Source organism: Nonomuraea sp. CA-143628, from assembly GCF_050942315.1.
GTDB lineage: Bacteria > Actinomycetota > Actinomycetes > Streptosporangiales > Streptosporangiaceae > Nonomuraea.
In genome coordinates this window covers 11,626,665-11,638,781 of record NZ_CP192072.1, presented here as the reverse complement: position 1 = coordinate 11,638,781, position 12,117 = coordinate 11,626,665, and the positions used below count along the sequence as shown (strand labels likewise).

Below are 12,117 nucleotides of genomic sequence, written 5' to 3'. Positions count from 1 at the left end.
TTGTGATGTCATAGCGGGATGCCGCACACGACCCGAGCCGGACCGCTGTCGGCCGTGCTCGGGCTCGTCCTCGGCTGCCTCGCCCTCGGACCCGCTCTGGGCTGGGGTTTCGTCCTGGTGCAGGACATGGTCTTCGTGCCGGACCCGGCTTTCTCGCGCTTCACGTTCGGGCTGGCCGGCGGGGCGCCACGGGTGGTGCCCAGTGACGCCGTGGTCACCGCGCTGGCCACCGTCGTCCCGGCCGAGCTGGTGCAGAAGGCGATCCTGCTGGGGATCTTCGTGCTGGGCTGCTCGGGTGCCGCGCTGCTCGTGCCCTCGGGCCTTCTCGGGGCTCGGCTGGTGGCCGGGGCGTACTACGTGTGGAACCCGTACGTGGCCGAGCGGCTGCTGATGGGCCAGTGGGCCCTGCTGCTGGGGTACGCGGGGCTGCCGTGGGTGGTGCGCGCGGTCCTCGCCCGGCGCGGACTGCTGCTCGCCGTGCTGCCCGCCGCCGTCGGGGGGTTCGCGGCCATGACCGTCACGGCACTCACGGCGCTGCCCGTCGCCGGGCGGCGGGTCCGGGTGGGCGCGGTGCTGCTGGCCGTCAGCCTGCCGTGGCTGCTGCTCGGGCTGCTGCGGCCGGGCGGGCTGAGCGGTGATCCGGTGGGCGTGGACGCGTTCGCGGCCAGGGCGGACGGGCCGTTCGGGGCGGTCGGCAGCCTGCTGTCGCTGGGCGGGATCTGGAACGCCCATGCCGTCCCGGCCGGGTACGAGAGCGCGGTGGGCTCGGTGGCCCGGCTGGCGCTGGTCGTGGCGGGGATCGTGGGGTTCGTCCTGATGAGGGACCGGCCGAGAGGGCTGGGCGCGGCGGCGGCCATCGGGCTCGGGATCGCCTGCCTGGGGGTGACCGAGCCGGGGCGCGCGGTGTTCAGGTGGCTGGTCGGGGTGTGGGGCGGGTTCGCGGTGTTCAGGGACGCCCAGCAGTTCGTGGCGCCGCTGGCCCTGCTGGCCGCCGTCGGACTGGGCGCCCTGACGAGAGAAGCCCTGACACGGGAGGCGCTGAAAGGAGAGGCGCTGACAAAAGAGGCGGGGAAGACCGGACGGTGGGCGGTCCTCATGGTGCTCGTGCCTGTGGCCGTGCTGCCGACCCTGGCCTGGGGCGGCGCGGGGGCGCTGCGGGCCGTGAGCTATCCGGAGAGCTGGAGCCAGGCCCGCGAGGTGATGCGGCGCGATCCGGAGCCGGGCGACGTGCTGGTGCTGCCGTTCGAGTCCTACCGGAGGTTCCCGTGGAACGGGGACCGGGCGGTGCTCGATCCGGCGCAGCGCTACTTCGCCGTGCCAGGCCGGGAGGTGGTCGCCAACGACTCGGTACGCGTCGGTAGCATGGTCGTCCAGGCCGAGGACAAGAGGGTACGCGAGCTAGAACGCGTACTAGTAGGACCGTCGCCAGACCTGGCCGCAGCGGGTTTCCGCTACGTCGTCGTCGACGCGGGAACCCCGGAGGAGCGGCAGCGGTTCGCGGGCTGGCTCAGCGGAGCGAGCCTGCTAGTTGCCACAGATGACCTGAAACTGTACCGAACCGACCGCCGGTTTGTACCTTTTTTACAACACCAGGTCCGCTGATCAGCGTATTTATTAAGATTTCGTAGAGCTACTTCCGAGTAGCAAGAATTGGTTCTAAGTTTGGGACGCCCGCTCATTAGCCGCTCGAGGAGGAACCCCCCGTGATCAAGATCCTCTTAGCAGCGATCATCGGTGTCGCCGTCGCCGCGCTCGTCGCGACGGTCACCACCGTGTCCTTCACCGGGGCCACCGCGACGCCCGTCAACCGCCCGCTCTACAACTACGGCGACCGGTAGTCCGAGCCGTTATGCCGCCCTCCCCCCAAGGGGACGAGAGGACGAGCCGACCACCACTGCTCGAGATCGTGGTTCCCGCCTTCAACGAGGAACTTCGACTCCCGGGGGGGCTCCTGCAGCTGTGCGCGAAGCTTGCCCGCATGCCGTTCCCGACCGCCGTCATCGTCGTCGACAACAACAGCACGGACAGCACCGCTGAGATCGTCAGAACCTGGCCGCGGGGACCGGTTCCGGTTCGGCTCGTCGAGTGCGCGACTCCCGGCAAGGGTGCCGCCGTCCGCGCGGGGTTGCTCGGCACAACCGCTCCCTTCGTGGGGTTCTGCGACGCCGACATGGCCACCGACCTGGCCGCCATCGATGTCGCGTTCGGCCTGCTGCTCTCCGGTGAGCGCGTGGTCGTGGGCTCGCGGGCGCACGCCTTCTCCGACGTCGAGAACCGGCACAGCCGGGTGCGCGAGCTGGGCGCCGTCGGCTTCCGCGCGCTGGCCCGCGTACTGGTGCGCGGGGTGAGCGACACGCAGTGCGGCTTCAAGTTCTTCGACGGCGCGCTGGTCCGCGAGGCCGTCGCCGGGCTGCGTACCTACGGCTTCGCCTTCGACGTCGAGCTGCTGGCCCGCTGCGTCGCGTTCGGCGCGACGGTGCTGGAGATCCCCGTCAACTGGCGGGACATGCCCGGCTCCCGCTTCTCCCCGGCCAGGCACAGCGTCGGCATCCTGCTGGAGCTGGGCCGGATCTGGCTCAGGCTGCGCGCTGTGCCGAGCCCCGGCGTCACTCCGAGGTGGGAGCAGCCGCTCGACCCCGTCGGATCTCCGTGAACGTCGCCGTCGTCAACTGGCGTGATCCGTGGCACCCGGCCGCCGGTGGCGCCGAGACGTACGCCTGGGAGATGGCCCGCCGCTTCGCGCGGGCCGGCGACCAGGTGTGCTTCGTCACGGCGCGGGCGCCGGGCCAGCTCAGGAAGGAGACCGTCGAGGGGGTACGGCTGGCCCGCATGGGCGGGCCGTTCACCGTCTACCCCCTGGTCCTGGTCTGGCTGGTGCTGCGCCGGGGCGTGTTCGACGCGGTGCTCGACTGCCAGAACGGCATCCCGTTCTTCACGCCGCTGGTGCTGCCGCGCCGTACCAAGGTCATGTGCGTCGTCCATCACGTGCACGACCGGCAGTTCGACGTGCACCTGCCCCGGTGGCTGGCGGTGTTCGGGCGCTTCCTGGAGGGGCCCGCGTCGCGGTGGACGTACAAGGGGCGCGACAGCGTGGCCGTCTCGCCCTCGACCGTGAGCGCCATGCGCGAGCGGCTCGGCTGGGTCGGCCCCATCCACATCGTGCCCAACGGGGTGAACGTCTCCACGGACGGAGACTTCCCCAGAAGCCGGACGCCGCGGCTGGTCTGCGTCGGCAGGCTGGTCGCGCACAAGCGCGTCGACCTGCTGCTCGACGCGGTGGGGCAGCTCAGGAAGCGGTGGCCGGACCTCACCGTGGACGTGATCGGCAGGGGCCCGGAGGAGGCGCGGCTGCGCGCCCGGCTCCCGGAGGGCGTCACCATGCACGGCTACCTGCCCGAGGCCGAGAAGGAGCGGCTGATCGCCGCCGCCTGGCTGCAGGTCAACGCCTCGCAGGGCGAGGGCTGGGGGCTGTGCGTGCTGGAGGCCGCCGCGCTGGGCGTGCCGACCGTCGCGTACGACGTGGACGGCCTCAGGGACGCGGTACGCCACGGCGAGACGGGCTGGCTGGTGCCCGAGGGCGTCGGCAGCACCGGCCTGGCCAAGGGCATCGCCGCGGCCCTCGACGAACTCAACGACACCTATCGCACGAAATGTCGGGAATGGGCGGGGAAGTTTTGCTGGGACCGGAGCGCGGAACGGCTGGCCGCGCTGGTGCGTGGCCGTACGCCGGGACCCGGCTGGGAGGAGCCGTGATCGACAGGGTCCGGCACAGGCTCTGGCTGGCGCTGTGCTGCCTGGGCTTCGCCGTGCTGACGTTCACCACCAAGCCGGGCAGTGTCATCTCCGACACCAAGCTCGACCTGGCGCTCAACCCGATCGGCTGGCTGGAGCGCGCCGCCCACCTGTGGGACCTGCAGCACTTCGGCCAACTGCAGAACCAGGTGGCCGGCTACCTGTTCCCGATGGGCCCGTTCTTCGCCCTCGGCGACCTGGTCAACCTGGCGCCCTGGGTGACCCAGCGGCTCTGGCTGACGGTGCTGCTGTGCGTGGCGTTCCTCGGCGTGGAGCGGCTGGGCAGGCAGCTCGGCGTCGGCACGCCGGGCACCCGGATCGTCGCCGCGCTGGCGTACGCGCTGGCGCCGCGCACGCTGTCGATCATCGGCGAGATCTCGATCGAGTGGCTGCCCGCCGCGCTGCTGCCGTGGATCCTGATCCCGCTGCTCACCGCCTCGGAGACGGGCCAGCGGGCCAGGGCGGCGGTCAGGTCGGGGCTGGCCGTGGCGCTGTGCGGCGGCGTGAACGCGGTCGCGGTGCTGGCCGTGCTCGTCGCCCCTGTGCTCTACATCCTGACCCGGCCCAGCCCGGTGCCCCGCTGGCGGATGCTCGGCTGGTGGACCGGCGCGGTCGCCGTGGCCACCCTGTTCTGGTGGCTGCCGCTGCTGCTCGTGGGCCGCTACGCCTTCTCCTTCCTGCCCTACACCGAGACGGCCTCGACGACCACGCAGGTCACCTCGCTGACGAACGTGCTGCGCGGCGCCTCCGACTGGGTGCGCTACCTGACCGTCGGCGGCGTCACCGACCAGCCCGCCGGCTACGCGATCGCCACCTCGGCCGTGCTGGTCGCGATCACCGGCCTGCTGGCCGCGCTCGGCCTGGCCGGGCTGGCCCGGCGCGACCTGCCCGCGAAGGGCTTCCTGCTCGTGCTGTTCGTCGTGGGCGTGGCCGCGCTGGTCGCCGGGCACGTGAGCGCGCTGGAGCCGGTGGTCGCCGAGCCCGTGCGCTGGCTGCTGGACGGGCCGCTCGCGCCGCTGCGCAACCTGCGGAAGTTCGATCCGCTCGTACGGCTGCCGCTCGCGTTCGGCCTGGCGCACCTGCTGGCCGGGGCCCGGCTGCGGCTGCGCTCGGTGGCCCTGGTGGCCATGGCCGGACTCGTGCTCCCCGTCTTCAACCAGGGGTTGAGCGCTCCCGGCGACTTCAAGGAGGTGCCGCTCTACTGGAAGCAGGCGGCGGCCTGGGTGAACGAGAACGCCGGAGACGACGGCGTGCTGGTCGTACCCGGCGCCAAGTTCGGCGAATACCTCTGGGGCCGGCCGATGGACGATCCCATGCAGCCGCTGTTCACCGCCCGCTGGACCACCCGGCAGGTCGCGGCGGCCGGCTCGGTGGGCCTGACCCGGCTGCTCGACGTCATCGACCAGCGGCTCACGGCCGGCTACGGCTCGGTGGGGCTGACCGACGTGCTGCGCAGGATGGGCGTGCGTTACCTCGTCGTCAGGAACGACCTGATGCGGGCGAACCTCCAGGGTGCCTGGCCGTCCAGGGTCTACCAGGCGCTGCGCGAGTCGCCGGGCATCACGAAGGTGCGCTCGTTGGGCGGGGAGGTCGGCGACACCGCCACGGACGACGTGATCGAGTCGGTGGACTGGCCGTTCCCCGCGCTGGAGATCTACGAGGTGTCGGGCAGCTCCGACCTGCTCAGCGTGCAGTCGGCCGGCGACGCCGTACACGTGCGCGGCGGCCCCGACTCCCTGCTCGCGATGGGCGATCTCGGGCTGCTCGGCGACGGCCCCGTGCTGGTGAACGACGACGCGGGCAAGCGCGAGGCGCCGGTCGTGACGAGCGACGCGCTGCGGCTGCGCGAGCGGCAGTTCGGTGAGATCCGGTCGAACTGGACACCCACACTGACGGCCGACAGACGCGAGGACTTCTCCGGGGTCAAGACGCTCGACCTGCTCGAAAAGGGCTGGCTCAGCGACACCGCCACCGCCGAGTACGACGGCATCTCCAGCATCACCGCCTCCTCCTCGGTGGCCGACGCCGAGGCGGTGCCCGGCCTCAGCGCCACGGGCCGCAGCCCGTGGGCCGCCATGGACGGCGACTACGAGACCGGCTGGGAGAGCGGCGGCTGGCACCGGCCCCAGGGCGAATGGCTGCGCGTGGACCTGCCCAACCCGCGGGTGATCCCGCGCTTCCAGGCCACGTTCACCAACAACGTGCTGCTCGGGCAGTCGGTCAAGCGCGTGGCCGTGGAGACCGAGGGCGGCCGGATCGAGCAGGATGTCCTGCAGACCAACAGCCCCCAGTGGCTACGCGTCCCGCCCGGCGCGACGAGCTGGCTGCGCGTCAAGATCCTGGCCACGTACAACCGGAACTGGAGCTTCGTGCAGCGGGTGGGCATCACCGAGCTGACGATCCCCGGCATCCTGCCGGGCCGGACGATCCGGCTGCCCGGCGAGGGCGGCGACGCCTTCGTCATGGACCGGGGGCTCGACTCCCGCCCCTGGTGCATGCGGAACCAGAGCCGCTGGATCTGCAACCCGCTGCTGGCCAGGCCGGGCGAAGAAGGCGCCGGATTCGACCGTACTTTCACCATCGAGGCGGGGCGGAAGGCCGCGGTGCGCGGCTCCGCCGTCCTGCGCGACGCCAAGCTCGTCGACCGCTTCACCCGGCTGGGCGGGGACCTGACCACGGTGACCGGCTCGTCGCAGGCGACCAAGGACGCGGTGGTCGCGCCCCGGTCGGCGTTCGACGCCGACGCGGCCACCACCTGGCTCCCGGCCGCCGACGACCCCGAACCCACGCTCACGCTCGGCTGGCGGGCCAAGCGCGTCCTGTCGCGGATCCAGATCGCCCGGCCCGGCGGCGACAAGCAGCCGCTCGACGTGGCCGTGACCGGTGACAAGGGCGCCGTCCGTAGCGGCCGGGCGGACGCCAACGGCTACCTGACGTTCAAGCCCCTCACCACGACCCGGCTCAAGCTGCGCTTCTATCCCGCCTCCAAGCGGCTGCAGGTCACCGAGCTGGTGATCCCCGGCGTCGCGCCGGCCAGCCGGCCGGAGGGTGTGCCGTTCCGCCTGCCCTGCGGGCAGGGACCGCGTTTGCAGGTCAACGGCGCGACCGTGGAGACCAAGGTGAGCGGCACCTTCGCCGACCTGCTCGAACAGCGACCGGTGAAGTTCGCCGGTTGTTCCAAGGCCGCGCTGGCGGCCGGCGACAACCGGGTCAGGGCCGCCGGCTGGGACCCCTTCGCGGTGGAGAACCTGGTGATCGGCGCGATCCCCGCCGGGCCCCCGGCCGTGGAGGGCGCGGCGGTCCCGAGCACGTGGTCGTCGTCGGTGCGCGAGGCGCGGGTGACGGCGCCGAAGGACGCCTTCCTCGTCGTCAACGAGAACTACAACGCGGGCTGGCGCGCCGAGCTCGACGGCAAGGCGCTGCGACCGGTCCGGATCGACGGCTGGAAGCAGGCCTGGGAGCTGCCCGCCGGCACGGCGGGGACCGTGCGCATGGAGTACCTGCCCGACCGGCCCTACTGGCTCGCGCTCGCCGTGGGGCTGGCCGGGATCGCCCTGCTCACGCTGCTCGCCCTGGCACTGCGCGGACCGCGCCCCGAACACGTCATGGCGACCGCCGCCGCCGCCGACTCGCGGTTGTCGCGCTGGCGGGTGCCGTACGTGATCGTGCTGGGGCTGGCGTTCGGCGGCTGGGTGGCGGACTGGCCCGGCATGCTCGCGGTCCTGGCCGCCGTCGTGGCGGTGCTGCTGCTACGCGTACGGCGGGCGGTGGCCGTGCACTGGGTGGCCGGTTGGCTGTTCGGCGGGGCCACGGCGGCGCTGGCGGCGGCCATGGCGCTGCGCGACTACGGGATGGACGTCGGGCTGCTGATGGACCAGGTGCCGCAGCTCATCGCCTGCGCGGCCATGGGCGTGCTCTTCGGGCAGCTGGTCACGGAGCCGGAACCACCGGCTGCCGATCCGGAGCCGGCGGCGGTGGAGGAGCAGGAGCTGGCCGGCGCCCGGCCAGCCTGAGCGCGCTCTCCTCGATCAGGTGGTAGCTGGTGGCGCTGATCAGCAGCGAGGCGATGAAGGTCAGGATCGCGACCTTGACGAAGTCACCGGTGAACGGCTGGTCGCCGGTGATCTTGTAGTACAGGGTGATCACCGGGGCGTGCCACAGGAAGAAGCTGTAGGAGATGCGCCCCAGGTACGCCGTGACCGGGTTGCCCAGCACGCGATGCCTCAATGAGTCGTGCCTGGAGGCGAGCGCGAACGGCGCGACCACCAGGACGGCCACCGACGTCTCCAGGATCATCCGCCACAGCGACTGCGACAGCGTGGGCAGGGTGAGCGTGCGCGGCCCGGCCAGCTCGGTGCTCAGCACCGCGTACAGCAGCAGCGCCAGCACCAGCAGCTGGGGCGCGAGCGCGTCCACGACCTGGCTCTGCTTGATCCACACCGACAGGACGGCCATGGCCATCCCGGCGGCGAAGTAGATCAGGTGATGCGGCAGCCAGAGCGCCAGCTGCGGCTGGTCGAAGACGTGCGAGACGACCACACTGGCCAGCGAGACCACTGGCAGCACGGCGATGCCCGCGAGCAGCCTGACCGGCCGGTTACCGCCGCGCGCCCAGGCGTGCAGGGCCCAGGCGAGCACCGGCAGCACCAGGTAGAACGCCATCTCGATCGGCATCGTCCACATCTGGTAGAGGCCGTCGGGGGCGCGGTTCTGCTCGGTGTAGTTCTGCAGCAGGAACAGCCACTTCAGCCAGCCGGTCCAGTCGAGCGAGCTCCACGCCCACAGGGCCAGCGCCGTGACCAGCCAGTAGGCGGGCATGACGCGGACCACGCGGCGCCACAGGTAGCGTCCCGGCCGGGGGCGGGGCGTGTCCTCTATGACCGCGCGGGCCCACGGGCGGTAGAGCAGCAGGCCCGACAGCAGGAAGAAGATCGGCACGGCGATGCCCAGCCGGGTGGTCATCCAGGCGAACATGCCCTCGCGGTACATGATCCCGGTGTTGCCACCGACGTGCAGCACCCAGACGCCGAGCGCGGCCAGGGCGCGGATGCCGTCGAGCGCGGCGTCCCTGCCCGCCGGTGGGTCCGTCACGGGCGCCAGCGGGTCCTTCACGGGCGCTTCCGGCGGACTCACGGGCGCTTGGGAAGGGCTTGTGGGCGTTTGAGATGCACTCATGGGCGCTTCCTGAGCACGAGGACCAGATTCCACGTGGCGAACTCCCTGACGATCGGCACCTTCAGCATCGGCCGCCACCACCAGGGCAGGTAGCGGGGCAGCACGTCGACCAGGTCGGCGTCCGTACGGGTCCGCGCCCAGCGCAGCCCGTCGGCCACCGAGACCGGATAGAGGCTCTGGCCGTAACGATTTTTAGGCGGCTTCCCGTTTTTTTCCTCATATTTCCGGGCGGCCCGGTCGCCCCCCAGATAGTGCCAGGGCGAGGTCTCGTGGCCGCCCCAGGGGGAGAGCCAGTTCGTGTACGCGAGGAAGATCAGGCCGCCGGGCCGGGTGACCCGCGTCATCTCGGCCGCCATCCGCCATGGGTCTGGAACGTGTTCCAGGACGTTGGACGAGAAGCAGACGTCGAAGGAGGCGTCGGCGATCGGCAGGTCGAGCGCGCTGCCGAGCACACCGCCGCTGGGCGCGCCCTGTCCGGCCAGCTCGCCGGCGTCGACGTCCACGCACAGGCAGCGGGCGCCGTCGCGTCTGAAGGCGTCGGCGAAGTATCCAGGACCGCCTCCCACGTCGAGCACCGTCCTGCCGCTCAACGTGACGTAATGCCGCAGCTGCGCGGCGGTGTCGGCGGCGAGCGTGGTGTAGTAGTCGCTCGGCGTGGTCTGCTCGGACCTGAACGCGCGGAAGAGGCGGATGGATCTGGCCAGATCGGCGCGCATACTCGCGGCTCCCGGGTGCTTGACGGGCTCCCACAATAGAACGAAGCTCTGGCGGAGGCGATACCGCTGCGGGAGGGACGCGATAACATCCCGCTCGGATCGGCTTCACCGTAGAACCTGTTCCGATTCGTTATGCGGATGTAGCTGCAGCGATCTGTTATCGAATGCTACTTTCCAGTAGCGATCATGTTGCGGGTTAATCACACCCGCGATCTGATGTCCGGGGGGACAAGTAAGCCGGCCTTCGTCGTATCCCTCGACCGCCAGGAGGATCCCAGAATGCGACGCACACCTGTACTCGTTCTCGTCGCCGTCGGCGCGTTCCTGGTCGTACTGGCGGGAATGATCCGTTTCTGGGCGGCGGAACGGATCATCGCGGCTCCGGCGGCCCAATACAGCGTCACCAAGCTGCAGGCCCCGGGAGCCCAATACTTCTCCATCGCCGACGGCAAGGTGCTGACCGCGGACCTCAGCATGCTCGTCACCACCCGTGGCGACGTCAAGGAGGCCACGGACAACCGAGTCGTCTGGGACCAGTTCACCGTGGTGGACGACGTCACCAACAGCAAGCCGCAGATCAGCCTCTCGGAGCGGCGCAGCGCCTTCGACCGGCGCACCGGGGTGGCCGTCAACTGCTGCGGGGTCAGCGTCGACAAGGAGCCGGTGAAGCTGGAGGGGCAGATCTACCTGTTCCCGTTCGGCACCGAGAAGAAGACGTACAAGGTCTTCAACCAGACGGCCAAGAAGGCGTTCGACACGACCTTCGTCGGTGAGGACACCGTCAACGGGCTGCCGGTCTACAAGTTCCAGCAGGTCGTCCCGGCCACGAAGGTCGCCACGCTGACCGCCCCCGGCTCGCTCTTCGGCGTGACCCAGACCGGCGACATCCAGCTCGACCGCTGGTACGAGGGCACCGACACCTACTGGGTCGAGCCCAACAGCGGCGCCCCGGTCAAGCAGGAAGTGCGGCGCAACGAGACGCTCAAGACCCAGGACGGCGTCGAGCGCGCCAAGGCCCTGGTCGCCACCGCCTCGTTCACCCCGCAGACCATCACCGAGATGGTGCGCACGGCCACTGACGCCAAGAACCAGATCACGCTGCTGAAGACCACGATCCCGATCGTCCTGCTCGTGCTCGGCCTGCTCGCGCTGGCCGTCGCGGTCCTCCTCGGCCGCCGCCGCCGCGAAGGCGAGTAACCCTTACAGCCAGCACGGGGGCGCCCGAGACTGACTCGGGCGCCCCCTGTGCATTTGTCCGACCGACGAAAAGTTCTAGTACTAGAACACGTTGCAGTTTCTTCGCCGCCGGTCGTATTGTCGGCCCATGCGGACACGTGTCACGGACATGTTCGGAATCGAGCTCCCGATCTTCGCCTTCAGCCACTGCCGCGACGTGGTCGCCGCGGTCAGCCGGGCCGGCGGGATGGGCGTGCTCGGTGCCCTCTACTTCACCCCAGAAGAGCTCGAAATGGAGCTCAAGTGGATCGACGACCACGTCGACGGCCACCCGTACGGCGTCGACGTGGTCATGCCCGCCTCCTACGAGGGCGCCGACTTCGCGCCCGAGGAGCTGGTGGGCCGCCTGCAGACGATGGTCCCGGCGGGCCACCGGCAGTTCGTCGAGAACCTCCTGGCCGCCCACGGCGTGCCGCCCCTGTCCTCGGACGCCGACGCGGGCAAGGTGCTGCTCGGCTGGACGGACGTCACCGCCCGCCCGCAGGTGGAGACGGCGCTGCGGCACCCGATCGCCCTGCTGGCCAACGCGCTCGGCCCGCCGCCCGCGGACGTGGTCGAGCTCGCCCACTCCCATGGCGTCAAGGTCGCCGCCCTCGCCTCCACCCCGCGCCACGCGCTCAAGCAGGTGGAGGTGGGCGTGGACGTGGTGGTGGCGCAGGGCACGGAGGCCGGCGGGCACACCGGCGAGATCTCCACCATGGTCCTGATCCCTCAGGTGGTGGACGCGGTGGACGTGCCGGTCCTGGCGGCGGGCGGCATCGGCAACGGCCGTCAGATGGCCGCCGGCATGGCCCTGGGCGCCGAGGGCGTCTGGACCGGCTCGCTCTGGCTCACGGTCGAGGAGGCCGACACGCCTGAGATGGCCAAGAAGCGCATCCTGGAGGCCACCTCCCGCGACACGGTCCGCTCCCGCAGCTGGACGGGCAAGCCGGCCCGCCTGCTCAAGAACGAGTGGACGGACGCCTGGGAGTCGCAGGAGTCACCGGGGACGCTGCCGATGCCGCTGCAGTTCATGCTGGTATCGGACGCGCTGCGCCGCATCGGCCGCTCGGACGCCGCCGAACTGGCCACCTTCCCGGCCGGCCAGATCATCGGCATCACCAACCAGGTCCGCTCCACGCGTGACGTCATGTACTCGATGATGGAGGAGTACGCGGAGGCCATGGAACGCCTGGGCCGCATCACCGGCGACTGATCT

At 70.9% G+C, this 12,117-nt stretch carries 9 protein-coding genes; 7 read left to right on the top strand and 2 right to left on the bottom strand.

Translation table 11 applies throughout. The annotated features are described in order from the left end of the window. Positions 1-18 precede the first annotated feature (18 nt). The 5 genes from ACQP2T_RS52585 to ACQP2T_RS52565 all read left to right on the top strand — a co-directional run bounded on the left by ACQP2T_RS52585 (position 19) and on the right by ACQP2T_RS52565 (position 7,805). Positions 19-1,602 carry a hypothetical protein gene (locus ACQP2T_RS52585; RefSeq protein ID WP_433512307.1) on the top strand — a complete coding sequence of 528 codons (1,584 nt, stop codon included), beginning with the start codon at positions 19-21 and terminating at the stop codon, positions 1,600-1,602. A 101-nt stretch (positions 1,603-1,703) separates the two neighbouring features. Beyond that, positions 1,704-1,838, top strand: coding sequence for a hypothetical protein (locus ACQP2T_RS52580; RefSeq protein WP_263655675.1), 135 nt, complete (start codon positions 1,704-1,706; stop codon positions 1,836-1,838). Positions 1,839-1,849: 11 nt separating this feature from the next. After that, on the top strand, positions 1,850-2,653 hold the full coding sequence (locus ACQP2T_RS52575) for a glycosyltransferase (protein WP_433512306.1): 804 nt from the start codon (positions 1,850-1,852) through the stop codon (positions 2,651-2,653). Then, on the top strand, positions 2,650-3,753 hold the full coding sequence (locus tag ACQP2T_RS52570) for a glycosyltransferase family 4 protein (protein WP_433512305.1): 1,104 nt from the start codon (positions 2,650-2,652) through the stop codon (positions 3,751-3,753). Before ACQP2T_RS52575 ends, ACQP2T_RS52570 begins: the two co-directional genes overlap by 4 nt. After that, positions 3,750-7,805: an alpha-(1->3)-arabinofuranosyltransferase domain-containing protein gene (locus tag ACQP2T_RS52565; protein ID WP_433512304.1), complete on the top strand. Its 4,056-nt coding sequence runs from the start codon at positions 3,750-3,752 to the stop codon at positions 7,803-7,805. Before ACQP2T_RS52570 ends, ACQP2T_RS52565 begins: the two co-directional genes overlap by 4 nt. Here the strand turns inward: ACQP2T_RS52565 and ACQP2T_RS52560 are convergent. Both ACQP2T_RS52560 and ACQP2T_RS52555 read right to left on the bottom strand, forming a co-directional pair. Then, complete coding sequence (locus ACQP2T_RS52560) at positions 7,723-8,904, bottom strand: acyltransferase family protein (protein ID WP_433512303.1); 1,182 nt, start codon at positions 8,902-8,904, stop codon at positions 7,723-7,725. The genes ACQP2T_RS52565 and ACQP2T_RS52560 overlap by 83 nt on opposite strands. A gap of 59 nt (positions 8,905-8,963) precedes the next feature. Beyond that, entirely contained in the window at positions 8,964-9,683 is a 720-nt protein-coding gene (locus ACQP2T_RS52555; protein WP_433512302.1) for a class I SAM-dependent methyltransferase, read from the bottom strand. 279 nt (positions 9,684-9,962) lie between these two features. Between ACQP2T_RS52555 and ACQP2T_RS52550 the strand changes: the two genes are divergently transcribed. Next, positions 9,963-10,880, top strand: coding sequence for a DUF3068 domain-containing protein (locus ACQP2T_RS52550; RefSeq protein WP_433512301.1), 918 nt, complete (start codon positions 9,963-9,965; stop codon positions 10,878-10,880). Positions 10,881-11,007: 127 nt separating this feature from the next. Continuing rightward, the gene (locus tag ACQP2T_RS52545) at positions 11,008-12,114 is read left to right on the top strand and encodes an NAD(P)H-dependent flavin oxidoreductase (protein ID WP_433512300.1); all 1,107 of its coding nucleotides are present in this window, start codon (positions 11,008-11,010) and stop codon (positions 12,112-12,114) included. Positions 12,115-12,117 lie beyond the last annotated feature (3 nt).